The organism is Streptomyces sp. NPDC048565 (genome assembly GCF_040650935.1).
Taxonomy (GTDB): Bacteria; Actinomycetota; Actinomycetes; order Streptomycetales; family Streptomycetaceae; genus Streptomyces.
The window spans coordinates 174,615-199,107 of record NZ_JBEZIH010000009.1 but is presented as its reverse complement, the minus strand read 5'-3'; the positions used below and the strand labels follow the sequence as shown (position 1 = coordinate 199,107).

The 24,493-nt window shown below is 72.1% G+C and carries 26 protein-coding genes; 15 read left to right on the top strand and 11 right to left on the bottom strand.

Annotated features, from left to right (window positions below; all coding sequences use genetic code 11):
- Positions 1 to 172: 172 nt before the first annotated feature.
- Positions 173 to 1,402 (top strand): family 10 glycosylhydrolase, encoded by a 1,230-nt coding sequence (locus AB0C75_RS14190; RefSeq protein ID WP_362890483.1) that lies wholly within the window; start codon positions 173 to 175, stop codon positions 1,400 to 1,402.
- 6 nt (positions 1,403 to 1,408) lie between these two features.
- On the opposite strand, the gene AB0C75_RS14185 is transcribed toward AB0C75_RS14190, so the two are convergent.
- On the bottom strand, positions 1,409 to 1,612 hold the full coding sequence (locus tag AB0C75_RS14185) for a DUF1918 domain-containing protein (RefSeq protein ID WP_362890427.1): 204 nt from the start codon (positions 1,610 to 1,612) through the stop codon (positions 1,409 to 1,411).
- 42 nt (positions 1,613 to 1,654) lie between these two features.
- Positions 1,655 to 2,626, bottom strand: a complete 972-nt coding sequence (locus tag AB0C75_RS14180) for a DMT family transporter (RefSeq protein ID WP_362890425.1) — start codon at positions 2,624 to 2,626, stop codon at positions 1,655 to 1,657.
- Here AB0C75_RS14180 and AB0C75_RS14175 point away from each other — a divergent pair.
- The 4 genes from AB0C75_RS14175 to AB0C75_RS14160 all read left to right on the top strand — a co-directional run bounded on the left by AB0C75_RS14175 (position 2,625) and on the right by AB0C75_RS14160 (position 6,419).
- The gene (locus AB0C75_RS14175) at positions 2,625 to 4,085 is read left to right on the top strand and encodes a PLP-dependent aminotransferase family protein (protein WP_362890423.1); all 1,461 of its coding nucleotides are present in this window, start codon (positions 2,625 to 2,627) and stop codon (positions 4,083 to 4,085) included. The two genes, AB0C75_RS14180 and AB0C75_RS14175, sit on opposite strands and share 2 nt — an antisense overlap.
- Positions 4,082 to 4,519 carry a GNAT family N-acetyltransferase gene (locus tag AB0C75_RS14170; RefSeq protein WP_362890421.1) on the top strand — a complete coding sequence of 146 codons (438 nt, stop codon included), beginning with the start codon at positions 4,082 to 4,084 and terminating at the stop codon, positions 4,517 to 4,519. Before AB0C75_RS14175 ends, AB0C75_RS14170 begins: the two co-directional genes overlap by 4 nt.
- 77 nt (positions 4,520 to 4,596) lie before the next feature.
- Positions 4,597 to 5,157: a phosphoglycerate mutase family protein gene (locus AB0C75_RS14165; RefSeq protein WP_362890419.1), complete on the top strand. Its 561-nt coding sequence runs from the start codon at positions 4,597 to 4,599 to the stop codon at positions 5,155 to 5,157.
- Positions 5,158 to 5,255: 98 nt separating this feature from the next.
- Positions 5,256 to 6,419 (top strand): serine hydrolase domain-containing protein, encoded by a 1,164-nt coding sequence (locus AB0C75_RS14160; RefSeq protein WP_362890417.1) that lies wholly within the window; start codon positions 5,256 to 5,258, stop codon positions 6,417 to 6,419.
- A 10-nt stretch (positions 6,420 to 6,429) separates the two neighbouring features.
- Here the strand turns inward: AB0C75_RS14160 and AB0C75_RS14155 are convergent, their stop codons facing one another.
- From AB0C75_RS14155 to AB0C75_RS14135, 5 genes are all read right to left on the bottom strand, one after another.
- Positions 6,430 to 7,098 carry a response regulator transcription factor gene (locus AB0C75_RS14155; protein ID WP_362890415.1) on the bottom strand — a complete coding sequence of 223 codons (669 nt, stop codon included), beginning with the start codon at positions 7,096 to 7,098 and terminating at the stop codon, positions 6,430 to 6,432.
- On the bottom strand, positions 7,095 to 8,402 hold the full coding sequence (locus tag AB0C75_RS14150; RefSeq protein ID WP_362890413.1) for a sensor histidine kinase: 1,308 nt from the start codon (positions 8,400 to 8,402) through the stop codon (positions 7,095 to 7,097). The genes AB0C75_RS14155 and AB0C75_RS14150 overlap by 4 nt, the downstream gene beginning before the upstream one ends.
- Positions 8,395 to 9,555 carry an acyltransferase gene (locus AB0C75_RS14145; RefSeq protein ID WP_362890412.1) on the bottom strand — a complete coding sequence of 387 codons (1,161 nt, stop codon included), beginning with the start codon at positions 9,553 to 9,555 and terminating at the stop codon, positions 8,395 to 8,397. Before AB0C75_RS14145 ends, AB0C75_RS14150 begins: the two co-directional genes overlap by 8 nt.
- The gene (locus AB0C75_RS14140; protein WP_362890411.1) at positions 9,548 to 10,537 is read right to left on the bottom strand and encodes an alpha/beta hydrolase; all 990 of its coding nucleotides are present in this window, start codon (positions 10,535 to 10,537) and stop codon (positions 9,548 to 9,550) included. The genes AB0C75_RS14145 and AB0C75_RS14140 overlap by 8 nt, the downstream gene beginning before the upstream one ends.
- Positions 10,538 to 10,690: 153 nt before the next feature.
- On the bottom strand, positions 10,691 to 11,440 hold the full coding sequence (locus AB0C75_RS14135; RefSeq protein ID WP_362890410.1) for a LysR family substrate-binding domain-containing protein: 750 nt from the start codon (positions 11,438 to 11,440) through the stop codon (positions 10,691 to 10,693).
- Between the two features lie 58 nt (positions 11,441 to 11,498).
- Between AB0C75_RS14135 and AB0C75_RS14130 the strand changes: the two genes are divergently transcribed.
- A complete protein-coding gene (locus AB0C75_RS14130; protein ID WP_362890407.1) occupies positions 11,499 to 11,897 on the top strand; it encodes a DUF5997 family protein in 399 nt (132 codons plus the stop codon).
- 54 nt (positions 11,898 to 11,951) lie between these two features.
- Here AB0C75_RS14130 and AB0C75_RS14125 read toward each other — a convergent pair whose 3' ends face one another.
- Together AB0C75_RS14125 and AB0C75_RS14120 are read right to left on the bottom strand one after the other, a co-directional pair.
- Complete coding sequence (locus AB0C75_RS14125; RefSeq protein ID WP_362890405.1) at positions 11,952 to 12,590, bottom strand: SRPBCC family protein; 639 nt, start codon at positions 12,588 to 12,590, stop codon at positions 11,952 to 11,954.
- Between the two features lie 120 nt (positions 12,591 to 12,710).
- A complete protein-coding gene (locus tag AB0C75_RS14120) occupies positions 12,711 to 13,169 on the bottom strand; it encodes a MarR family transcriptional regulator (RefSeq protein ID WP_362890480.1) in 459 nt (152 codons plus the stop codon).
- A gap of 122 nt (positions 13,170 to 13,291) precedes the next feature.
- Here AB0C75_RS14120 and AB0C75_RS14115 point away from each other — a divergent pair, with 122 nt between their 5' ends.
- From AB0C75_RS14115 to AB0C75_RS14080, 8 genes are all read left to right on the top strand, one after another.
- Positions 13,292 to 14,773, top strand: coding sequence for an MFS transporter (locus AB0C75_RS14115; RefSeq protein WP_362890403.1), 1,482 nt, complete (start codon positions 13,292 to 13,294; stop codon positions 14,771 to 14,773).
- 136 nt (positions 14,774 to 14,909) lie between these two features.
- Positions 14,910 to 16,133, top strand: coding sequence for a cytochrome P450 (locus AB0C75_RS14110; RefSeq protein ID WP_362890401.1), 1,224 nt, complete (start codon positions 14,910 to 14,912; stop codon positions 16,131 to 16,133).
- Between the two features lie 59 nt (positions 16,134 to 16,192).
- Positions 16,193 to 16,396 (top strand): ferredoxin, encoded by a 204-nt coding sequence (locus tag AB0C75_RS14105; RefSeq protein WP_362890400.1) that lies wholly within the window; start codon positions 16,193 to 16,195, stop codon positions 16,394 to 16,396.
- 92 nt (positions 16,397 to 16,488) lie between these two features.
- Complete coding sequence (gene argC / locus AB0C75_RS14100) at positions 16,489 to 17,517, top strand: N-acetyl-gamma-glutamyl-phosphate reductase (RefSeq protein ID WP_362890398.1); 1,029 nt, start codon at positions 16,489 to 16,491, stop codon at positions 17,515 to 17,517.
- 88 nt (positions 17,518 to 17,605) lie between these two features.
- Positions 17,606 to 18,760, top strand: a complete 1,155-nt coding sequence (argJ, locus tag AB0C75_RS14095) for a bifunctional glutamate N-acetyltransferase/amino-acid acetyltransferase ArgJ (RefSeq protein WP_362890396.1) — start codon at positions 17,606 to 17,608, stop codon at positions 18,758 to 18,760.
- Positions 18,757 to 19,683: an acetylglutamate kinase gene (argB, locus tag AB0C75_RS14090; RefSeq protein ID WP_362890394.1), complete on the top strand. Its 927-nt coding sequence runs from the start codon at positions 18,757 to 18,759 to the stop codon at positions 19,681 to 19,683. The genes argJ and argB overlap by 4 nt, the downstream gene beginning before the upstream one ends.
- Positions 19,680 to 20,879, top strand: coding sequence for an acetylornithine transaminase (locus AB0C75_RS14085; RefSeq protein WP_362890392.1), 1,200 nt, complete (start codon positions 19,680 to 19,682; stop codon positions 20,877 to 20,879). Before argB ends, AB0C75_RS14085 begins: the two co-directional genes overlap by 4 nt.
- A 25-nt stretch (positions 20,880 to 20,904) precedes the next feature.
- The gene (locus AB0C75_RS14080) at positions 20,905 to 21,450 is read left to right on the top strand and encodes an arginine repressor (protein WP_362890390.1); all 546 of its coding nucleotides are present in this window, start codon (positions 20,905 to 20,907) and stop codon (positions 21,448 to 21,450) included.
- On the opposite strand, the gene AB0C75_RS14075 is transcribed toward AB0C75_RS14080, so the two are convergent.
- Both AB0C75_RS14075 and AB0C75_RS14070 read right to left on the bottom strand, forming a co-directional pair.
- Positions 21,444 to 22,145: a L,D-transpeptidase family protein gene (locus tag AB0C75_RS14075; RefSeq protein ID WP_362890388.1), complete on the bottom strand. Its 702-nt coding sequence runs from the start codon at positions 22,143 to 22,145 to the stop codon at positions 21,444 to 21,446. The genes AB0C75_RS14080 and AB0C75_RS14075 overlap by 7 nt on opposite strands.
- A gap of 64 nt (positions 22,146 to 22,209) precedes the next feature.
- Positions 22,210 to 22,809: a pyridoxamine 5'-phosphate oxidase family protein gene (locus AB0C75_RS14070; protein ID WP_362890386.1), complete on the bottom strand. Its 600-nt coding sequence runs from the start codon at positions 22,807 to 22,809 to the stop codon at positions 22,210 to 22,212.
- A gap of 225 nt (positions 22,810 to 23,034) precedes the next feature.
- Here AB0C75_RS14070 and argH point away from each other — a divergent pair, with 225 nt between their 5' ends.
- The gene (argH, locus tag AB0C75_RS14065) at positions 23,035 to 24,468 is read left to right on the top strand and encodes an argininosuccinate lyase (protein WP_362890384.1); all 1,434 of its coding nucleotides are present in this window, start codon (positions 23,035 to 23,037) and stop codon (positions 24,466 to 24,468) included.
- Positions 24,469 to 24,493 lie beyond the last annotated feature (25 nt).

Genomic DNA, 24,493 nt, shown 5'->3' with positions numbered 1-24,493 from the left:
TTGATTCCGGTGTCCGCCTCGACCCCACGACGTTACTCCGCGACCCGGTTCCGGTGAGCCGCGGGTCGGGGCCCGGAGGAAGGCATGATCTGTGTCACGCACTGCCGACGTGACACACAGGGACAGAGGAACGAAAGGTGCAAAGATGCCTCGTATGGGCCGCAGGTCATTGATGATGGGCGCGGCGGGCACGGTCGCCGCGCTGATGACAGCGGGCGACGCCGCGGCGTCGCGCAGGCCGGGTCCCCCTCCGTACGGGCGCCGTGCGGCTGACGCGGGTGAGCTGCGCGGGGTGTGGATCGCCACGGTCGGCAACCTGGACTGGCCCTCGGCGCCCGGCCTGAGCGCCGCGGCCCAGGAGGCTGAGCTGACCGCGCACCTGGACCGGGCGGTCGCACTGCGGCTGAACGCCGTGGTCCTCCAGGTCCGGCCGAGCGCCGACGCCCTGTGGCCCTCGTCGTACGAGCCGTGGGCCGAGTGCCTCACCGGTGTCCAGGGCAAGGACCCCGGCTGGGACCCGCTGGGCACGGCGGTGCGTGAGGCGCACGCCCGCGGTCTCGAACTGCACGCGTGGTTCAACCCGTACCGGGTCGCGAACCACACGGACCCCACGCGTCTCGTCGCCACCCACCCCGCCCGGCAGCATCCGGACTGGGTCCTGCCGTACGGCGGGAAGCTCTACTACAACCCGGGGCTGCCCGAGGTCAGGAAGTTCGTCCAGGACGCGATGCTCGACGCGGTCAGCCGCTACGCCGTCGACGCGGTGCACTGGGACGACTACTTCTACCCCTACCCGGTGGCCGGCCAGGTCTTCGACGACGACGCCACCTACGAGCGGTACGGCGCGGACTTCGGGGACAAGGCGTCCTGGCGCCGCGACAACACCGACCGGCTGGTGCGCGAGACGGCCGAGCGCATCAAGGAGGTCAGGAGCGGCGCCCGGTTCGGGATCAGCCCCTTCGGGGTGTGGCGCAACTCCACGACCGATCCGCTGGGCTCGGACACGGCGGGTGGCGTGCAGACGTACGACGACCTGCACGCCGACACCCGGAAGTGGGTCAAGGAGGGCTGGATCGACTACATCTGTCCGCAGATCTACTGGAACATCGGCTTCCCCGCCGCCGACTACGCGAAGCTGCTGCCCTGGTGGGCCGAGACGGTCCGCGGCACCGAGGTGGGTCTGTACATCGGAGAGGCGCTGTACAAGGCCGGCGACCCCGCCCAGCCCGCCGCCTGGCAGGACCCGGCCGAACTCTCCCGCCACCTGGACCTCGCCGCGGACCATCCCGAGGTCGGCGGCCATGTCTACTTCTCCGCGAAGCAGGTGAAAAGCGACCCCACCGGCGCCATGGCCCGGCTCGTGGCCGACCACTACCGGGCCAGGGTCCGTACGCCCCGCTGACCTTCGCTACCGGTCCCGGTCCTCGGCGGCGGTGTGCTGGACGACGCTGTCGGGGCCGGGGGACCTGATCGATTCGTGGCCGTCCTCGAAGCGCAGCCGGTACGGGGGGCTGCCCCCGTCGCCGAGCACCTCGACGATCTCCGCGACCCGGTCATGCCGACCCACGGTCCTGCCGTGTGTCAGCAGCCGGTCGCCGGTGTGTGCCTCCATCGGGAGCGACCTCCTCATGCGTGGCGGTCCATGTCGACAAGTCTATGACTCCACGGGCGCGGTGGCTTCCGCGCGGCGCGCGGCGGGCCGACCCGCGCGCTGGGTGACGGCGATGCACACCAGGACGGCGACCGCCGCCACCGGTGCGGCGGCCGACACCTCCTCGCCGAGAGCGAGGAACGACCAGACCAGGGTGAGCAGCGGCTGCCCCAGCTGGAGCTGGCTGGCTCGCGGTACGCCGATCTCCGCCATGCCCCGGTACCAGACGTACAGCCCGAGGAAGGTCGACCCTGCGGCCACCCAGGCCAGCCCGATGACCCCGTGCGCCGTGAGGTGCACCGGCTCGAATGGCAGCGCGACGGCCGCGCCCGCCACGGCGAGCGGCAGGGCCATGACGAGCGCCCAGCCGATCACCTGCCAGCCGGGCATCACCCCGGCCAGCTTGCCTCCCTCGGCGTATCCGGCCGCGCAGACCAGCAGTGCACCGAACAGGTACAGATCGCCGCCGGAGAGCTTCCCGCCGCTCTGCTGGACCGTGAAGGCGATCACCACGGCCGCTCCGGCCAGCGCCGCGATCCAGAAGGCGCGTGGCGGGCGCGAGCCGGTGCGCAGCGTCGAGTAGAGCGCCGTCGTCAGCGGCAGCAGCCCCACCACGACCGCGGCGTGCGAGCTCGTGGAGGTCTGCAGCGCGAGCGTGGTCAGCAGCGGGAACCCCACCACCACGCCGCCCGCGACGACCGCGAGGCCCGCCCAGTGGCGTCGTGCGGGCACCGGGACCCGGCCCACGAGCAGGGCGCAACCCGCGATCAGTGCCGCGAGCACGCTGCGCACGGCGACCAGGGACCAGGGGCCGAAGCTCTCCAGGCCCCACACCGTCGAGGGGAAGGTCAGTGAGAAGGCGAGGACGCCGAGCCCGGCAAGCACGACGCCGCCGCCCGGGCCGCGGCGCACCGTCGGGCGACCGCCCTCAGCCGCTATCGTCGACTGATCAGTAGTGCTACTCTGCGCTGTCATGTATGAGCGTAGCAGCGTCGCTGAACTGGTGTCTTCCCTGAGGGGTGAGCTGAACCGCTACTCACCTGGTGGGAAGCTGCCGTCCAGCCGTGCGCTCGTCGAGCGTTTCAAGGTCAGTCCGGTGACCGTCTCGCGGGCGGTCGCGCAGCTCGCCGCCGAGGGCCTGGTCGTCACCCGCCCCGGAGCGGGGGCCTTCCGGGCCGACACCCGTGGCGCCGTGCCCCCGCCGGGCGACACCTCCTGGCAGGAGGTGACGCTCAGCGGGGGCGGCGGGCCCGAGGTCGTACCGCGCACCGTCGACGCCTCGGGGGTCCTCGTCACGCTCGCCGAACCTCCTTCCGGCGTCATCGAGTTCAACGGCGGCTACCTCCACCCGGGCCTCCAGCCCGAGCGGGCCCTGGCCGCCGCCCTGGCCAGGGCGGGCCGCAGGCCCGGGGCATGGGGGAGGCCGCCCACCTGCGGACTGCCGGAGCTGCGCGACTGGTTCGCCCGCGATATCGGGCCCACGCTCACCGGCCCCGACGTCCTGATCACGGCCGGCGGGCAGAGCGCCCTGGCCACCGCGCTGCGGGCGCTCGCCCCGCCCGGCGCCCCCGTCCTCGTCGAGTCGCCCACCTACCCGGGCATGCTGGCCGCCGCCCGAGCCACCGGCCTGCGGCCGGTGCCCGTCCCCATGGACGCCGACGGGGTCAGGCCCGATCTGCTGGAGGCCGTCTTCCGCGCCACCGGCGCCAAGGTCTTCGTCTGCCAGCCGCTCTTCCACAACCCGACGGGCGTGACCCTCGCCCCCGAGCGGCGTGAGCGCGTCGTGCGGGCCGCCCGGCGGGCCGGCGCCTTCGTCGTCGAGGACGACTTCGCCCGCCGCCTCGTCCACGACGACGCGGGACCGCTGCCCGAGCCCCTGGCCGCCGACGACCCGGACGGCGTCGTGATCCATGTGCGCTCCCTCACCAAGGTCACGTCACCCAGCCTCCGCGTCGGGGCGCTGGCCGCCCGTGGACCTGTCAGGGAGCGGCTGCGCGCGATCCAGGTCGTCGACAGCTTCTTCGTGCCGCGCCCGCTCCAGGAGGCCGCACTCGAACTCGTGAGCTCCCCGGCCTGGGACCGCCATCTGCGGACCGTCGCCGCCGAACTCGGAAACCGCCGCGCCGCGATGACGGCCGCGGTGCGCAGCCGGCTGCCCGAACTCACCCTGGCGCACGTGCCGTCGGGCGGCGGCAGCCTCTGGCTCCGACTCCCCGGGCCGGGAGCCGAGGAGCCCGCCCTGGTCTCCGCCGCGCTGCGGGCCGGCGTCGCCGTCGCCCCGGGCCGTCCCTACCACTGCGCCGAACCCCCGGCAGGGCACATCAGGCTGAGCTTCGCGGCCGTTTCGGGCCCCGCGGAGATCGCCGAGGGGACGCGCCGACTGCGCACGGCCGCCGACACGTTGCGGACACCGGGCTATAGCCTCCCGGGATGAACCACCACGACAGCGCCGGGCAGCGCTACGAGATCTCCGACGATCCCGCACGGCTGGATCCGGTCCGTATCCACCACTGGCTGTCCACGGACGCCTATTGGGCCCTGGGACGCACCCGGGAACAGCAGGACCGTATGACGGCGGGCTCGCTCAATTACGCCGCCTACGACACCGCTTCGGGCGAACAGGCCGCCTATGCGCGCGTGGTCACCGACCACGCCTCCTTCGCCTGGATATGCGACGTGTACGTCGACCGCGCCGCCCGCGGCCAGGGCCTCGGCACCCGGCTGGTCACCACCGTCAGGGACGAGCTGGTCCCGCTGGGCGTGCGCAGGTTCCTGCTCGCCACCAAGGACGCCCACGGCGTCTACGCGAAGCTCGGATTCACCCCGCTCGCCGAACCGGACATGTGGATGATTCTTCAGAGGGGCTGAGCGCGGGCCGTGCGTGGCGTGCCGTGCGTGGCGAGCGCCCTCTTGACCGGTGTGGCACGGGGCCCCACGATCGCGCCATGAGTGTTCGGGTGTCCCTGGTCGCCGCAGCGCGCAGTTCCGCACTCCTCGCCGAGCGTTTCGACGACGACCGGCCGCTCGACGACGCCGGCTGGCGCGAGGTCCAGCTGGCCGCCCACGCGCTGGTGCCGCTCGGCGCCGCCGAGCTGCGCTACTGCTCACCCACCCCACGCAGCCGCGCCACCGGCGACGCCCTCGGCTTCGCCCCGCTCGTCCAGCCGGCCCTGCGCGACTGCGACATGGGCCGCTGGCGGGGGCTGACCCTGTCCGACGTCGCCGCCCGCGAGCCGGCCGGTGTCGACGCCTGGCTCGCCGACCCGCGCTCCGCGCCGCACGGCGGTGAGTCCCTGCTCGCCTTCATATCCAGGGTGGGGAGCTGGCTGGACACCCGCCCGGTCCGTGAGGGCACCGTCGTCGCCGTCGCCGAACCCGCCGTCGTCCGCGCGGCGCTGGTCTACGCCCTGAAGGCCCCGCCCTCGACGTACTGGAACGTCGACGTCCGCCCGCTCTCCGCCGTGGCCGTCACCGGACTTCCCGGCCGCTGGAGCCTCAGTCTCTGACGGCGCCTCACCCGGTCGAAGGAACGTCACCCGCGATGCCTTCCCGTCAGTCCGACCAGTCGGTACGGTGCGGGCAGCCGAGACGAGGAGTCAGACCCGTGCCGCAGACCCTGCCGCAGATCCAAGGCCACTGTGACGAGCGGTTCGCCGCGGTGCGCGACGCGTTCGCGGCGAATTTCGCCGAGCGTGACGAGCTGGGCGCTGCGGTCACCGTCCTGCTCGACGGTCGACCCGTGGTCGACCTCTGGGGCGGCTGGGCCGACGGAGCGCGGACCCGCCCCTGGGAGAGGGACACCGTGGTCAACGTCTGGTCCACGACGAAGGGCCCGGTCGCGCTGTGCGCGCATGTCCTGGCCGACCGGGGCCTGCTCGACCTGGACGCCCCGGTGGCCGCGTACTGGCCCGAATTCGCCGCCGCGGGCAAGGAGTCCGTGCGTGTACGCCATCTGCTCTCGCACCGCTCAGGGGTCGCCGGCCTGCGTGATCCGTCCACCCTGGCCGAGCTCTACGACTGGGAGCTGACCACGGCCCGCCTCGCGGCCACCGAGCCCTGGTGGGAGCCTGGCACCCGCTCCGGCTACCACGCGATCTCCTACGGCTTCCTCGTCGGCGAGGTCATCCGCCGGATCACGGGGCTGCTGCCCGGGGAGTTCCTGCGGCAGGAGATCACCGGACCGCTCGGCATCGACTTCACCGTGGGCCTCCCGGAGAAGGACGCCGACCGGGTCGCCGAGCTGGTCCAGCCGAAGTCCGTGTCCGGTGAACAGGCCGCGCTCTTCGCCCGGATGGAGCCCGTCGCCATCGCCTCGCTGCTCAACCCCCGCACGGGCACCGCCGCCGCCAACACCCCTGGGTGGCGCGCCGCCGAGATCCCCGCCGCCAACGGGCACGGCACCGCCCGCGCGGTCGCCTCCCTCTACGGCATCATCGCCGGGCGCGGCAGCATCGACGGCCGGCGGATCCTGTCGCAGGAGGCGGCGGAGCGGGTCCGCGAGGGCCAGGGCAGCTGCCGGGACCTGGTACTCGGCGCGGGCTTCGCCCACGAGACCGAGCTGGGCCTCGGCCTCTGGCTGAGCGGCCCGAACGCGTCGTACGGCCCCAACCCGCGCGCCCTCGGCCACGACGGCGCGGGCGGCTCCAGCGGACTCGCCGACCCGGAGGCCGGGATCGCCCTCGGTTACGTCATGAACCGCATGGGCGCGAACATCGCCGACGACCCGCGCAAGATGACACTGGTCGACGCGGTGTACGGAGCCCTGTGAACCGCCGCCGTCAGTAGCCCGCCGGGCGCACCAGCCCCGACTCGTACGCGAACACCGCGGCCTGGGTGCGGTCGCGCAGGCCCAGCTTGACCAGGATCCGGCTCACATGGGTCTTCACGGTCTGCTCCGCGACCACCAGGCGCACGGATATCTCCGCGTTGGAGAGCCCCTGAGCGATCAGCGAGAGCACCTCGGTCTCGCGTTCCGTGAGTTCACCGACGCGCTCCCTGCTGGGAGGGCGTGCTCCGGTGCTCACCCGGGAGAACTCGGCGATCAGGCGCTTGGTGATGTTCGGGGCGAGCAGGGCGTCCCCGGCCGCCACCACCCGTACCGCCTGGGCGAGTTCGGCGGCCGACGCGTCCTTCAGCAGGAATCCTGAGGCGCCCGAGCGCAGTGCCTCGTAGACGTACTCGTCGAGGTCGAACGTGGTCAGCACGAGGACCCGGACGGTGGTGCCCGGGGCCTCGGTGAGGCGGCGCGTCGCGTCGATGCCGCCGAGACGAGGCATCCGTATGTCCATCAGCACGACGTCGGGGGCCAGTTCGGCCGCCTTCTCCAGCGCGTCCAGACCGTCCACCGCCTGGCCGACCACCTCGATGCCGGGCTCGGCGTTCAGCAGCACGGTGAAGCCCTGCCTGACCATCATCTGGTCGTCGGCGATCAGCACGCGGATGGTCATGCGGGGTCCTCCAGGGGAAGCGTCGCCAGTATTTCGTACCCTCCGCCGGGGGTGCGGCCATGGGCGAACTCGCCGCCCAGCATGGCGGTGCGTTCGCTCATGCCGAGCAGCCCGTGACCGACTCCGCCCGTCCGCGCCGCGGGTGTCTGCGGGGCGGTGTTGACGACCCGGACGGTGACCGCGGTGGAGTGATGACCGACCTCCACCCGGGCGCGCGCCCCGGGCGCGTGGCGCATCACATTGCTGAGCGCCTCCTGCACGATGCGGTACGCCGAGAGCTCCACCCCAGGAGGCAGCGGCCGAGGCCTGCCCGTCGTCTCCGCCACGACGTCGATGCCCGCGTGCCGCACCGTGTCGATCAGCTCGCCGAGGCTGTCCAGGGTGGGCTGCGGTGCGTGCCGTACCCCGTCGGCCGCGGCGTCCTCCGAGCGCAGCACACCGAGCACCCGGCGCAGCTCGGCCAGCGCCTCCACGGCGTTCTCCCGTATGCCCGCGAGATTCTCCCGGAGCTCCTCGGACGGCTGCTCGACCAGATGCGGGGCGACCTGCGCCTGGATGGAGATCACCGACATGTGGTGGGCGACCACGTCGTGCAGCTCACGCGCGATCCGGTTGCGCTCCTCCAGGAGGGTGCGCCGGGAGCGCTCCTCCGCCGTGAGCCCGGACTGCACGACGAGTTGGGTTCGGGCCACCCGCAGGGCGCGCAGCGCCGTGCCGATCACCACGGCCGTGATGACGACCAGCGCGCCGACATCGAGGGAGTAGTTGTGGGCCCGCGTGGTGAAGGCGCTGGACACCAGCCCGGTCAGCAGACTCAGCGCGAGCGCGATGGCCGCCCTGCGTGGATGGACCCGCAGTGCCAGCAGGAAGAGCGCCCCGCTCTGGAGCGCCATCTCGGGGCCGGTCCACGGGAACTGATCGCCGAACGCCATCACGGGCTCAGCGACCCGCACGCTGACGGCCGTCAGGACCAGCGAGGCCCACCACGCGTACAGCGGCCACCACATCCCGGCGAGGAGCGCCAGCGTCTGGGACACCACAAGGAGCACGGCGTACTCGGGCACGGCGGCGCCGCGTGGGACCAGGTCGGGCACATGCCACACGGCGACCATGGTGGCCCCGAGAGCCAGCAGCATCCCGAACGCGGGCCGCCAGACCGGCGCCCCGGGCGCGCCCATGGGCGGCACCGGATCGACGGGGGCGGTCCACAGGTCCTCGCGCAGCAGGCGCGGCAGCGCGCGGAGTGCCGTCACGATCCGGCCCCAGGCCCCCGCCTCCCCCTGCATAGCCTTCAGCTTAGGCATGGCGCGACTCCGCAGTCAGGGCAGGGGAACCGGGCCGTACGACCGTCGTACGGCCGCCGCCCCGCCGCTCGTACGCACCGAACGCGGACCGGAACACCAGCAGCGCGAGCGCGAACAGCGGCAGCCAGGCCGTCCGGGCGCACACCCAGCCGGGGCCGTCGGGCACCGTGTGCAGGCCGGGCAGCGGGCCGCCCAGGAACAGGGCGCTGGCCGTGACCACGATCATCGCGGTCTGGTGCCACAGGAACACGGTCATCGCGGACAGGTTCAGCAGAGCGACCACCGCCCACCATGCGGGGCGTGCGAGCGCCCGCCGCAGGCGTTCGAGCAGCAGCAGGGCCGCACCGCACTGGGCGAGGCCGAAGGTGACGACGGCGAGCGTCGGCGGGTCGAGGTTGGAGAGCGTGCCGCCAGGCACCCCGACCATGGACGCGGGATATCCCGCGAACAGCACCAGGCCCGCCGTGGCCGCCGCGCCTCCCGCCAGCAGCACCCATCCCGTGCGGCGGTCGTTCAGCCCGCCCCGCGCCCAGGCCGCGCCCAGGCAGTAGGGCACCAGCCAGCCCGCCGCCACGTTGATCCACCCCAGCGCGGCGGGGCCGCCGAGGCCCAGCCGGAACAGGTCGACGTACAGGACGACGGCCAGCGGCCACAGCGGGTGCAGCCGCGTGACCAGCGGGGTAGCCGCGGTCAGCGCGGCGAACACCAGGAGGAACCACAGCGGGGACCACACCAGCTTGGCCAGTGCGCCCACCGTCGCCTCGTCCACCCCCGAGGCCAGCATCACGCCGGCCGACACAACCCAGACGAGGACCACGACGGCCACCGGCCGGAACAGACGCACCATCCGCACGCTCAGCCAGAGCCCGTACGACTCGTCCCTGGCCCGTGCGGACGTGTACCCCTTCGCGCCGGTCAGGCCGCCCACCAGGAAGAAGACGGCGAGCGTCTGGAACACCCAGGACACCGGGGCGAGCCGGGGCATGTACTGGAGCGGGCTCGCGCCGTGCACCGTGCCGCTGTCGGCGACCAGCGCGGTCACCATCCAGTGGCCGCACACCACGCCCAGGATGGCGAGGGCGCGCAGCGCGTCGACCGCGCGGTCGCGGTCCTGGGGCGTCGCCGCGTCGATCCGCCGCACGAGGTCACGCATGACGGCCGCCTGTCGTGCCCGTGCCCGTTCCCGTGCCCGTTCCCGTGCCCGTGACGATCGCGGCGATGCTGTGCAGCGAGACCGACCCGGGCCTCAGGTAGTCGCTGTGGCCCGCGTCGCCGGCGTCGAAGACCTCTGCGCCGAACTCGGGCGACACCGGGTCCGTCCCGAATCCGACCGTGACGAACGGCAGCGGGACGGCCAGATGCGGAACCCGCGCGATCCAGTCGTCCCCACCCAGGCCCGCCCGCACCGTGGCCGGCGTACGCAGCTCGGCGGCGCTCCCCGCGCCGGCGCCCGGGCTTCCGTACAGCACGAGGTCGGCGACATCCAGCCCGGACGCGGCACGGGCGCAGACCACGGAACCGTAGGAGTGGCAGAGGACGGACACCCGGGCGGCGGGCCTGGCCCGGCCCAGCTCGCGTACGAAGGCCCGGAGAACGGGTGCCGCCCCGTCGGCCCGGCCTGCTGTCAGGGAGGAGGGGCTCAGCAGGTCGGGAGTCCGGTAGCCGAGCCATACGACGACCGCCGAGCCGGAGCCCAGCTCACCGATGAGCGCCTCGGCGTCGCGCCGTGGGCGCCCGTAGTGGTCGAGGCCGACGCCCGCCCCCGGCACCAGTACGGCGATCCGGGCGGCCCGGGACAGATCGCCGAACACCTCCACGCTGCGGCCGCCGTCGCGTCCGTCGAACATCAGGAAGGTGCGCCCGTGGCCCGCCATGGCGGTGAGCGCGGCGGCCCGGCGTCGGTCGCCGTGGCCGGCGGCCATGTCCCGGGCCGCCCGGATCTCCTTCCGGCCGGCCGCATACCTGGCGTCCAGCGCGGAGGGACGCGCCGTGCCCAGCGGGGCGAGGGCGGCGGGGGCCGGGGCCGGCACGGCGGCCGGCCGGGCGGCCCCCGACACCGGGAGCGCCACGGACGCGGTGACGAGTGCGGTGAGCAGGGCGCGGCGCGCGCGACTGCTCCCTGGGCGGGGCGCCATGGAGGGTCCTTCCGTACCGGAGGTTTCTCGTTGAATCCGGTACCGAAGTTATGGACCGACCTGTGTGGTCGGCGTCCCGCCCGGGAGCGCACCTGGCTCGTAGCTCCGAAGTACTACGGGTAGGGGGTGCGGGGCCCGCCTACGGACAGCCCTTCACGGCCTGCGGCGGGGCTTTCCGCGCTTGGCGCCGCCCCGGGGCTGCTTGCCCGTCGCCGGCTTGCGCGGGGTCGCGCTCTTCTTGCCGTCCGTGCGCTTGGCCTTGGTCTTGGCCTTGGGCTGCGGAGGTGTCGGGGGGCGGCCCCGGGTGCTGTTGACGGTCCGCCCGCGCACGATCCCGATGAACTCCTCCACCAGGTCCGTCGTCCTCTCCTCCGGCCACGACAGCGCGATCCGCGACTCGGGGGCATCGGTGAGCGGCCGGTACGTGAGGTCCTTGCGGTGGTACAGACGGGCCAGCGACTGCGGAACGACCAGCAGCCCCACCCCCGCCGCGACCAGCTCCACGGCGTCCTCCGTCGTGGCGGGCCGCTCGAACGCGGGCCTGCCCGGCGGGCGCTCCCAGTCGAGGGTGTCGTCGAGGGGATGCAGCACCGTCTCCTCGGCCAGGTCCTCGGGCGACAACTCCTCGACGGCCGTCGCCTCGTGGTCCTTGGGGATCACGACCACGGTCGTCTCGGTGTAGAGGGGGATCGCGCTCAGGTCCGTACGGTCGACCGGCAGCCGCACGAAACCGGCGTCGGCGCCGCTGTCGCGCAGCAGCGCCGCGGCCTCGGCGGCGGGCACGCCGACCAGGGCCAGGGGGGTACCGGGCAGTCGCTCGTTCCAGATCCGCACCCACTTGGTCGGGGTCACGCCCGGGACGTAGGCGAGCCGGAACGCAGAGGGTTCTTCCGAGCCTGTCACTCCGCCAGGTTACCGGCCGTGGTCGGAGGCGGCGCACATGCTCGATACCCTGGACACCATGACGTCGCACCAGACCACCCAGACAATGAAGCCCGCCACCGCGGCGAAGAAGCTGGGTGTGTACCTCGAAGCCACCCCCGCCGAGTTCCAGGAGGGCGTCGTCTCGCGCGCCGAGCTGAACGCGCTGCAGACCGATCCGCCCCAGTGGCTGGAGGAGCTGCGCCGCAACGGCCCGCACCCCCGGCCGGTGGTCGCGTCGAAGCTGGGCGTCTCCATCGCCGGCCTCGCGCGGGGCGGGGTCACGGAGCCCCTCACCACCGAGCAGATCGATGCCCTGAAGCAGGACGGCCCCGAGTGGCTGCAGAAGGAGCGCGCCACCCAGGCCGAGGTCCGCAAGGAAGCCGCGCGCATCAAGGAGCGCAACGCCGCCCGCGCCGAGCAGGCCGACCGCGACTAGGGCGTGCCAGGCGTCACCGGGCAGGCGGGACTTTCGAAATACACCTGGTCCCGGTCACCCCTCAGCCCCTGTGTAGAACTCGATCGTCGACACCGTGGTCGCGGCCACGGTGTCCGGGTCCGCACCCGAGGCGGCGAACGCACGGCCCCATTCCTCGCCCGAGCGCGCCACGAAGGCCTGCGCCTCGGGTGAGTTCTGCCACTCCACGGCGTCCTGCGGGCTGATGCCGTCGCCTGCCAGGTGCCATCCGAGCCCCAGCAGCGCCAGATCCCAGCCGATCCCGACCGCGCCGGGGCCGTACTGGCTCCGGAACTCCTCGGGAACCACGGACACGTGCTCCAGCTCGAACACGGTCCGCCGCGCGTCCTGCGGTGTCAGGCGTACCTCGACCTGGCTGAAGCCGGGATCGGGGCCGAACACCCAGGACACCCGCAGCCGCTCCTGGCGCACACACTCCAGGATCTCGCCGCCGGCGTTCCCCTCCAGCTGGTACGTGCCGCCGACGCGGAACTCGCCGGTCACCGGAAGGAACCACCGGGCGATGCGCTCCGGCGATGTCACCGCGTCCCAGACCTCGGCCGCACCGGCGTCGAAGGCGCGCCGCAACAGCACCGTGCCAGCCTCCTGTGACGCCACACGCCGTGTGCCGACCTCCCTGTGCACCCGGCCGATCTCGTCGACGATCTCGCCCATGACCGCTCACTTCCCTCACGTGGGTCCCCGCCCGCCTCCAGGCTTTCCTGGTCAGCGTGGGTCTGCACGACGGGGCAGGCGGACGGGCCATGGCGCCGGAGCGCGGGTGCGGGCGCCTCGTCAGCGCGGCCAGGGCCGCCCCGTGAGGCGTTCGATGTCCTGGTTGAACTGCCGAAGGTCCCCGATGAAGCGTTCGAGGCGCTCGGGCTCCCAGTCGGTGACCACCTGGCTCACCCCGTCGGCCACCTTCTCCCGGTCGGTCCTCAGGGCGTCGGTGCCCTTCCGCGTGATGCGGAACTTCCTGGCCACCCCGCCGTCGGGGTCGAGGGTCCGTTCGACGAGTCCGTCCCTCAGGAGGGCGGCCGTCTGCCGGTTGAAGGTCGAGGCGGCGAGCCCGAAGGCGTCGACGAGGTCGGCCACCGACATGGGGCCCTGCGCCTCGATCCGGCTGAGGAGCACGTAGGCGCTGCGGTCCAGGGCCTCGCTGCCGTGCAGTCGGCGCGGTGAGGTCATCTCCTGGTGCCGCGTGAGGATCAGGAGCTCGCGCTCGATCTGTTCCCCCGCCTGCTGGGCGTCCATCCGGGGTACCTCCGGCTCTGTCATCTGCACAGGGTCACATTAAGCCATCGTTGTGCATGATGCAGGCCAGGAGCATCGCGCAACTTTTGTGCATGATGCTTTTCATGTGTACGGTGCAACTCATGAACGCTCCTGCCTCTCCGGTGCGCACGGGGGCGATCGTCGCCTCGCTGTCCGTGGCCGGCATCGTCGCCTCTCTGATGGGGACGCTGGTCATCCCCCTGGTCGCGCGGCTCCCCGAACTGCTCGACACCTCCACGGCGAACGCCTCATGGGTCGTCACCGCGCCTCTGCTGACGGGCGCGGTCGCCACACCCGTGTTCGGGCGTCTCGGTGACCTCCACGGCAAGAAGCGGATGCTGCTGATCTGCGTCGGCCTGCTCGTCGTGGGCTCCCTGGTGAGCGCGGTGTCGGCCTCGCTCGTCCCCATGGTCGTCGGCCGCGCGGTCCAGGGCATCGGCATGGGCATCATCCCGCTCGGGATCAGCACCATGCGCGACGTCGTGCCGCCGGAACGCATGGGATCGTCCGTGGCCCTGATGAGTTCGTCGCTGGGCATCGGCGGTGCCTTCGGTCTGCCCCTCGCGGCCGGCGTCGCCCAGAACGCCGACTGGCACGCGCTGTTCTGGGGCTCGGCCGTCATCAGCCTGCTGGTCGGTTTCGCCGTGCTGCGCTTCGTCCCCGGTGTGCCCGTGGAGACGGCGCGGGGCCGCTTCGACATCCCCGGCGCGATCGGTCTCACGATCGGTCTGGTCTCGCTGCTGCTGGCCGTCTCCAAGGGAGGTGAGTGGGGCTGGACGAGCCCCACCACCCTCGGCCTCTTCGCCGCCGCCGTGATCGTCCTTCTGGCGTGGGGCCGCTTCGAGCTGCGCACCGCCGATCCCCTGGTCGACCTGCGGGCGACGGCCCGCCGCCGGGTCCTGCTGACGAACCTGGCCTCGGTCGTGATCGGCTTCGCCATGTTCGCCCAGAGCCTCGTCGCCCCTCAGCTGCTCCAGCTGCCGAAGGAACTCGGCTACGGGCTGGGCCAGTCGATGCTGTCCGCCGGCCTGTGGATGGTGCCCACGGGGCTGGTCATGATGGCGTTCTCCCCGCTCGGCGCGAAGCTGTCCGCCCGTTTCGGCCCGCGTACGTCGCTGCTGACCGGCTCCCTGATCATCGCGATCGGCTACGGGCTCGCCCTGCCGCTGATGGGCTCGGTCGCCGGGATCGTCGTCTTCAGCTGTGTCGTGAGCGTCGGTGTGGCCTTCGCCTACGGAGCGATGCCCGCGATCATCATGGCGTCGGTCCCCGCTTCCGCGACCGCGTCGGCCAACGGCTTCAACTCGCTGATGCGGTCCATCGGACTCTCGGTCTCCAGCGCGGTGATCGGTGTCCTGCTGGCCCAGATGAGCCGGGATGTCGGAGGCTTCACGATCCCGACCGAGAACGGCTTCAGGGTCGCCGCCGTCGTCGGCGGGGCCGCCGCACTCGCAGCTGCCCTCCTGGCCCTGGCCATCCCCCGCGTCACCGCGCCCCTCCCGGCGCAGGACGCCCCGGAGCCGGACGCACCCGGCGCGGGGGCAGTGCCCGCACTCGGTGGGCTTCCGTCCTCGCCCGCCTGACCCGCATCCGTCCGGGCGACAAGGCCCGGCACCCCGAGCGAAGGGAGAACCGCCCACGCTCCGGGCGCATTTACCGCCCCGAGATGACACCGGCCCACCGGACGAAAGCCCCACATTTCCGAGGGAGATCAAGCATATGAGCCAGAGCCGCAGCCAGGAGACCGTTCGCTACCCGCTGGCCCAGGCGGGCGCGCTGGACGCACCCGCCGACTGGGAACGACTGCGCAGCCAGTGCCCCGTCGCCTCCGTCGAGCTGCCCAGCGGCGACGAGGCGACGCTGCTCACCCGCCACGAGGACGTCAAGGCGCTGCTGTCCGACCCGCGCTTCGCCCGCCCGACCGCAGCGGACGGCGCGGCCCGCATCGCACCCGACGGCGGGGGCGGCGCCGCCGCCTCCGGCAGTTCGGACGACACCTCCGTGCCCGACAAGGGCGAGCCGCACCAGCGGTGGCGCCGTCGGGTCAGCAAGTGGTTCACCGCCAAGCGGATGACGGCTCTGCGGCCGGGCATGACGGCGACCGCCGAAGAGCTCGTCGACGAGATGGTCGCCGCGGGCGCACCCGCCGACCTCAAGGCGCACGTCGGCTTCCTGCTGCCCGTCTACGTCATCTGCGACATGCTCGGTGTGCCGGCACAGGACCACGACCGCTTCTCCCATTGGTCCGACGCGCTGCTGAGCATCACGCGCTTCACGAAGGAGGAGACCGAGCGGGCCCATGCCGAATTCGTCGAGTACATGTCCGGTCACATCGCCGCCAAGCGCGAGAACCCGACCGACGACCTCATCAGCACGCTCATCCGCGACGCCGAGGACGGGCAGGGGCTCTCCGACGCGGAGCTGCTGGCGACCGCCATGGGGCTGCTGGTCGCCGGGCACGAGACCACCGCCAACATGATCGGCAAGATGGTCGCCATGCTCCTGGCCGACCGTGACCGGTGGGAACGGCTGCTCGCCGACCCCTCCCTGGTGCGTACGGCCGTCGAAGAGGCGCTCCGCTTCGACACCAACCTCGGATTCGGCCTGCGCCGCTATCTCACCGAGGACGTGGAGGTCGGCGGCCGGACCCTGCCGGTCGGCACCACGGTGATCTGCAGCATGCCCGCGGCCAACCGCGACGAGGCCGTCTTCGACAACGCCGAGGAGATGGACCTTGGCCGTAGCCCCAACCCGCACCTCAACTTCGGCGCAGGGCCCCACTCCTGCCTCGGCCAGGCGCTGGCCCGCACCGAACTCCAGGTGGTGCTGGAGGTCCTGCTGCGCAAGCTGCCCACCCTCGAACTGGCCGTGCCCGTGCGCGACCTGCAACGCGTGGAAGGGCTCCTGGTCGGCGGTCTTCGGACCGTCCCCGTGCGCTGGTGACTTCCTCCGCGCAGCCCACCGCACCACCCCACCCAACACCCGACGAAGGGAGTACCCGGATGAACGTCACCATCGACGAGGACAAGTGCTGCGGCGCGGGCCAGTGCGTCCTGATCGCCCCCGAGGTGTTCGACCAGCGCGAGGACGACGGTGTCGTCGTCCTGCTGGACGCCGCACCCCCGCAGGAGCAGCACGCCGCGGTCGGTGAGGCCGCCGCGGTCTGCCCGGCCGCCGCCATCCAGCTCACCCCGCCGACGCCGTAACGCCGGACGGACCGGCCCGGGGCCCTCCGGGCCGGTCTTTGCATAACACTGCATAGCTGCGTATAGTCATGCCATCGATGAGAGGAATTCCGATGGCGGTACGTGCGGCAGTGGCAGGGGCGAGTGGATACGCCGGCGGGGAACTGCTCCGTCTGCTCCTCACCCACCCACAGATCGAGATCGGGGCCCTCACCGGGCACTCCAACGCCGGGGAGCGACTCGGCGCGCTGCAGCCGCACCTGCGGCCGCTCGCGGACCGCGTCCTCGCAGCGACCACGGCCGAGGTGCTCGCCGGACACGACGTCGTCTTCCTGGCCCTGCCGCACGGGCAGTCCGCCGCCGTGGCCGAACAGCTCGGTGACGAGGTGCTCGTCGTCGACATGGGCGCCGACTTCAGGCTGCGGAACGCCGCCGACTGGGAGAGGTTCTACGGTTCCCCGCACGCCGGCACCTGGCCCTACGGCCTGCCCGAGCTGCCCGGCGCCCGTGCCGCGCTCGAGGGTTCCAAGCGTATCGCCGTGCCCGGCTGCTACCCGACGGCCGTCTCCCTCGCGCTCTTCCCGGCGTACGCGGCCGGCCTCGCCGAGCCCGAGGCGGTCGTCGTCGCCGCGTCCGGCACCTCAGGCGCGGGCAAGGCGGCCAAGCCGCACCTGCTGGGCTCCGAGGTCATGGGCAACATGTCCCCGTACGGCGTCGGCGGGGTCCACCGGCACACCCCCGAGATGATCCAGAACCTCGGCGATGCGGCGGGTGAGCCCGTCTCCGTGTCGTTCACGCCCACCCTCGCGCCCATGCCTCGCGGCATCCTCGCCACATGCAGTGCGAAGGCGAGGCCCGGGGTGGACGCCGAGTCGCTCCGCGCCGTGTACGAGAAGGCCTTCGCCGACGAGCCCTTCGTCGACCTGCTGCCCGAAGGACAGTGGCCCGCGACCGCGGCCGTGTACGGGTCCAACGCCGTGCAGATCCAGGTCGCCCACGACGAGGCCGCCGGCCGGATCGTCGTGATCAGCGCCATCGACAACCTGGCCAAGGGCACCGCCGGAGGCGCCCTGCAGAGCATGAACATCGCCCTCGGACTTCCCGAGGAAACGGGTCTTTCCACGATCGGAGTCGCACCTTGAGCGACGCACGCGCAGCCGCCGGGCTGCGGGGTACGACGAAAGCCGCGCCGCTGCGCTGTGTGAGCGGAGAAGCGAACGAGGAGATGCAGTGAGCGTCACGGCAGCCAAGGGGTTCACGGCGGCGGGCATCGCCGCCGGAATCAAGGACAGCGGTAATCCCGACCTGGCCCTCGTGGTCAACAACGGGCCCCGCCGCGCCGCCGCGGGCGTCTTCACCTCCAACCGCGTCAAGGCCGCGCCCGTCCTCTGGTCGGAACAGGTCCTCAAGGGCGGCGAGGTGACCGCTGTCGTCCTCAACTCCGGTGGCGCCAACGCCTGTACGGGCCCCCAGGGCTTCCAGGACACCCACGCCACCGCCGAGAAGGCCGCCGAGGTGCTCCCCGGGCACAACGCGGGGGAGATCGCGGTCGCCTCGACCGGTCTGATCGGCCTGCTCCTGCCCATGGACAAGCTCCTGCCCGGTATCGAGAAGGCCGCGACGACCCTGAGCGAGCACGGCGGCGAGAAGGCCGCCATCGCGATCAAGACCACGGACACGGTCCACAAGACCGCCGTGGCGGACGGCGACGGCTGGAGCGTCGGTGGTATGGCCAAGGGCGCGGGCATGCTCGCCCCCGGCCTCGCCACGATGCTGGTCGTCCTCACCACCGACGCCGACGTCGAGGCGCCCGCGCTCGACGCCGCGCTGCGTGCCGCCACCCGTACCACCTTCGACCGGGTCGACTCCGACGGCTGCATGTCGACCAACGACACCGTGCTGCTGCTCGCATCGGGCGCGAGCGGAATCACCCCCGAAGGCGCCGAGTTCGCGCAGGCCGTGCAGAGCGTCTGCGCCGACCTCGCCCGGCAGCTGATCGGTGATGCCGAGGGCGCCTCCAAGGACATCCGGATCGAGGTGATCAACGCGGCGACCGAGGACGACGCCGTCGAGGTCGGCCGGTCCATCGCCCGTAACAACCTCCTCAAGTGCGCCATCCACGGCGAGGACCCCAACTGGGGCCGAGTCCTCTCCGCGATCGGCACCACGAAGGCCGCCTTCGAGCCCGACCGGCTGAACGTCGCGATCAACGACGTCTGGGTCTGCAGGAACGGCGGCGTCGGCGAGGACCGTGAGCTGGTGGACATGCGCTACCGCGAGGTCGGGATCACCGTGGACCTCGCGGCGGGGGACGAGTCGGCCGTCATCTGGGCCAACGACCTGACCGCCGAGTACGTCCACGAGAACAGCGCGTACAGCTCATGAGTGCCGCGAGGAAGCACACCGCGCTGCCCAAGGCGCAGATCCTCATCGAGGCGCTGCCCTGGCTCACCCGGCACAACGGCAGGACCGTCGTCATCAAGTTCGGCGGGAACGCCATGGTCGACGAGGACCTGAAGGCCGCCTTCGCCCAGGACGTCGTCTTCCTGCGGCACGCCGGCCTCAAGCCCGTCGTCGTGCACGGCGGCGGCCCGCAGATCAGCGCCCAGCTCGACAAGCAGGGCCTGGTCAGCGAGTTCAAGGCCGGTCTTCGCGTCACCACGCCCGAAGCGATGGACGTCGTACGGATGGTGCTGGCGGGACAGGTCCAGCGTGAGCTCGTCGGGCTGCTCAACCAGCACGGCCCGCTCGCCGTCGGTATGACGGGCGAGGACGCCCACACGATCACCGCCACCCAGCACCGCCCGATGATCGACGGCGAGGCCGTCGACATCGGCCGGGTCGGCGAGATCACCGACATCGACACCGGCGCGATCCAGGCACTGCTGGACGACGGCCGGATCCCGGTGATCTCCTCCATCGCGCGTTCCGCCGAGGACAACCACGTCTACAACGTCAACGCCGACACCGCCGCCGCCGCACTCGCCGCCGCGCTGAACGCCGAGACCCTGATGGTCCTCACCGACGTCGAGGGCCTCTACGAGGACTGGCCCAACAGCGACGACGTCATCAGCCGGCTCACCGCCACCGAGCTGGAGAAGCTGCTGCCCGACCTCTCCAGCGGCATGGTGCCCAAGATGCAGGGCTGCCTCCACGCCGTACGCAACGGCGTCGAGACCGCCCGCGTCATCGACGGCCGGGTCCAGCACTCGATCCTGCTGGAGATCTTCACCGACGAGGGAATCGGCACGATGGTCGTGCCCGACGCGACAACCGCCGTACCGCACGACGCAGAGGGGGAGTCATGACCGGCAACGAGGAGTTCGCGCAGCGCTGGCAGGGCGCGCTGATGGACAACTACGGCACACCGCAGCTGCCGCTGGTGCGCGGCGCCGGCGCCCGGGTGTGGGACGCGGAGGGCGGCGAGTACCTCGACTTCGTGGGCGGTATCGCGGTCAACGCGCTCGGCCACGCCCACCCCGCGGTGATCGACGCCGTCTCCACGCAGATCGCCTCCCTCGGCCACGTCTCCAACCTCTACACCGCCGAGCCGCCCATCGCGCTCGCCGAGCGGCTCCTGACGCTCTTCGGCCGGACCGGCAGGGTCTTCTTCTGCAACTCCGGAGCCGAGGCCAACGAGGCGGCCTTCAAGATCGGCCGGCTGACCGGGCGTACGCACATGGTGGCCACCGACGGCGGCTTCCACGGCAGGACCATGGGCAGCCTCGCGCTGACCGGTCAGCCGGGGAAGAGGGACCCCTTCCTGCCGCTGCCCGGCGATGTCACCCACGTGCCATACGGCGACGTCGAGGCGCTCCGCGGAGCGGTCACGACCGACACCGCGCTGCTGATCATCGAGCCGGTGCAGGGCGAGAACGGCGTCGTCGTACCGCCCAAGGGCTATCTGGAGGCGGCCAGGGAGATGACGCGGGCCACCGGCACGCTGCTCGTCCTGGACGAGGTGCAGACCGGGATCGGCCGCTGCGGCCAGTGGTTCGAGCACCAGGCCCACCAGGGCGTCGAGCCCGACGTGGTGACCCTGGCCAAGGGGCTCGGCGGCGGACTGCCCATCGGGGCCACCGTCGCGTTCGGCGCCGCCGCCGACCTGCTGAGGCCCGGACAGCACGGCACGACGTTCGGCGGCAACCCCGTCGCCTGCGCCGCCGGTCTCGCCGTGCTGGACACGCTCGCGGCCGACGGCACCCTGGACACCGTGAAGCGGCTCGGCGAGCGGATCAGGGACGGCGTCGAGAGCCTCGGGCACCCGCTGGTCTCCCACGTCCGCGGCTCCGGGCTGCTGCTGGGTATCGTGCTCACCGGGCCCCTCGCGCCGAAGGTGCAGCAGGCGGCTCAGGAAGCCGGCCTCCTGGTGAACGCGCCCGCCCCCGACGTCGTCCGGCTCATGCCGCCGCTGATCATCGGTGACGCCGAGGTGGACGCGTTCCTGCGGATACTGCCGGCAGCTCTCGACGCGGCCTACGGGGACGGACGATCCGGGGAGTGACGATCCGCAGAATGAGGCGACGACGATGACCGAGGCTCAGGAAACCGACCACGGAGGGCAGTCGGTGCCGCAGACCCGCACGGCACGCCACCGCAGGATCGTGGACATCCTCAACCGCCAGCCGGTGCGCTCGCAGAGCCAGCTGGCCAGGCTCCTGTCCGACGACGGGCTGAGCGTCACCCAGGCGACGCTCTCCCGCGACCTGGACGAGCTCGGCGCGGTGAAGATCCGCAACACCGGCGGCGAGCTGATCTACGCGGTGCCCAGCGAGGGCGGTTTCCGTACCCCGCAGGCACCGCTCGGCGGGTCCGCGAAGGAGGAGCGGATGCGCAGGCTCTCCGCGGAACTGCTCATCTCCGCGGAGGCGTCGGCCAACCTGGTGGTGCTGCGTACGCCGCCGGGGGCCGCCCAGTTCCTCGCCTCGGCCATCGACCAGGCCGAGCTCCAGGCGATCCTCGGCACGATCGCGGGGGACGACACACTGATGCTGATCAGCCGAGACCCGAGCGGCGGTCAGGCACTGGCCGACCATCTGCTGCGGCTGGCCCAGAACGACCGCGGCCCTCAGTAGCGGGTGATCGCGGTCGGTCCTGACACCGTCCCGACCGCGATGTGCGGACGCCGGGCCGGGTCGGCCCAGGCCAGGATCCGGTCCATCGCGGCCGCCGGCACGGACACACAGCCGGCGGTCGCTCCCTTGCCGTTCACATGGAGGAAGATCCCGGCTCCCCTGCCGCGTACCGGCCGCTGGTAGTTGAAGCCGATGACGAGCGCACGGGCGTACTGCGCGGGATAGGTGACGAGGTGTTCGGCCTCGTCCGCGCGGCAGTCCGCGGGCCGTGGCTCCACCCAGCGGTTGTAGGCCCTGGCCCTGTTGTCCTGGCACCACCACGCGTCCTCACCGGCCCGCCGGTACGGGTAGCGGGTCCCGGGCGGTGCCGCCTCCGTGCCGAAGGCGTACGGCAGGTCGTACAGCCCGGTGGGCGTGGTGTTCGTGCCCTGGGTGCGGGTGGCGCCCTCGGCCAGCCCGTTCGCCCCGAAGCGGGCGGGCGCCGAACCCGCCGCCACCCAGCCTTCCCCGCGCCGGTCCCACCAGGTGACCCTGCCCGTGACGGAGTCCGTGCCGGGGGCCTCAGCGGTGATCAGCTGCGTACCGCCGCCCGTGTCGGCCAGCCGCTCGGGGAGCGACGGCGCCCCGGCGGGCCGCGCCGCGAGCGAACCGGTCAGGGCGAGCAGGACGGACACGGTCACCAGGAGTCTGCGCATGCCCCGGACCGTACGACGCCCGGCCCCCGGCCCCCACCGCACCTGCTCCGTACGGCCCAGCGGCTCACTCCGTGACCGGCGCCGGCATCGCGGGCAGCGGCAGGGGGAGCCCCGGCAGCCCGTCGATGCTGGTCGCGATGTGGTCCTTCTTCTCGAAGTACCTGCTCAGGCTCTCGTCGTCCTCACGCCGGAACCGGCTCGCGTGCAGGGGGCGGTCCTCGTCGTACGACATGAACGGCACCGCGTAACCGCAGGAGTCCCGGATCAGGTCGGCCGTCACCACGATGACGGCGCGCAGCCCGTGGAGAGCCGGGTCGACGTGGGGGAAGTGCCCGAGCAGCTCCGGGAAGCGCGGGTCGTCACGGAACACGGGCTCGCCCCGCCCGTGCACGCGGACGATGTTGGGTGGGCCCTGGAAGGCGCACCACATCAGCGTGATGCGCCCGTTCTCCCGGAGATGGGCGACGGTCTCGGCGCTGCTGCCGGCGAAGTCGAGGTAGGCCACGGTCCGTTCGTCGACGACGGCGAACGACCCGCTCACCCCCTTGGGCGACAGATTGACCGTGCCGTCGCTGTCCAGGGGCGCGGTCGCGGTGAAGAAGATGTGCTGTTCCTCGATGAAGGACCGGAGACGACCGTCGATACGCTCATACGTTTTTCCCATGGCCGCATTGTCGTGCGACCTGACGCCCGGGGCCGGGTATTTCACGGTTCGGGACGCGTTTCGTCAAGCCGGTGCGGGTGCGGACGAGGGCATCTCTTGGTGGCAGCTTTTCACCCTTCCTGACCAGCAGCTTTGACAATGCATGCATGGAACCGCATAGTTATGCTATTCGTGATCGCGCCGTGAGGCGGAAGCACACCCCTTGCACTCCCGAGGAGCACCGCAGTGAGCAACGGCACCGGTAACAGCGACGTACGGCTCTGGGGCGGCCGTTTCGCCGACGGCCCCGCCGAGGCGCTGGCCAAGCTGTCCGCCTCCGTCCACTTCGACTGGCGGCTCGCGCCGTACGACATCGCGGGCTCCCGTGCCCACGCGCGCGTCCTCAACAAGGCGGGGCTGCTCACCGACGACGAGCTGGCCCGGATGGCGGAGGGGCTCGACTCGCTGGAAGCCGCCGTCGCCGACGGTTCGTTCACCGGCACCATCGCCGACGAGGACGTCCACACCGCCCTGGAGCGCGGACTCCTGGAGCGACTGGGCCCGGACCTCGGCGGCAAGCTGCGCGCCGGCCGGTCCCGCAACGACCAGGTCGCCACGCTCTTCCGCATGTACCTGCGCGACCACGCCCGTGTCATCGGGGGACTGGTCGCCGAGCTCCAGGACGCGCTGGTGGGCCTTGCCGAGGCGCACCCGGACGTGGCCATGCCCGGCCGTACGCACCTCCAGCACGCGCAGCCCGTCCTCTTCGCCCACCACGTCCTGGCGCACGCGCAGGCCCTCTCCCGGGACGCGGAGCGGCTGCGGCAGTGGGACGAGCGGACCGCGGTGTCGCCGTACGGCTCCGGCGCGCTGGCCGGCTCGTCCCTCGGGCTCGACCCGGAGGCGGTCGCGGCCGACCTCGGCTTCGAGCGCGGCTCGGTGGGCAACTCCATCGACGGCACCGCGTCGCGGGACTTCGTCGCGGAGTTCGCCTTCATCACCGCGATGATCGGCGTCAACCTCTCCCGCATCGCCGAGGAGATCATCATCTGGAACACGAAGGAGTTCTCCTTCGTCACCCTCCACGACGCCTTCTCCACCGGCTCCTCGATCATGCCGCAGAAGAAGAACCCCGACATCGCCGAGCTGGCCCGCGGCAAGTCCGGCCGCCTCATCGGCAACCTGACCGGTCTGATGGCGACCCTGAAGGCCCTCCCGCTCGCGTACAACCGCGACCTCCAGGAGGACAAGGAGCCGGTCTTCGACTCCTGCGACCAGCTGGAGATCCTGCTGCCCGCCTTCACCGGCATGATGGCCACGCTCACCGTCAACCGCGAGCGCATGGAGGAGCTGGCCCCGGCCGGCTTCTCGCTCGCCACCGACATCGCCGAGTGGCTGGTCAGGCAGGGCGTCCCGTTCCGGGTGGCGCACGAGGTCGCGGGTGAGTGCGTCAAGGTCTGCGAGCAGCAAAACATCGAGCTCGACCAGCTGACGGACGAGCAGTTCGCGAAGATCTCCGAGCACCTCACCCCCGAGGTGCGCACCGTCCTGAACGTGCCCGGAGCGCTCGCCTCGCGTAACGGCCGCGGCGGGACGGCACCCTCGGCCGTCGCCGTCCAGCTGGCCGAGGTGAAGGCCGACCTGGTGACGCAGCACGTCTGGGCGACCGCGCGCGGCTGATTCACAGGCATCGCGGGCTACGTTG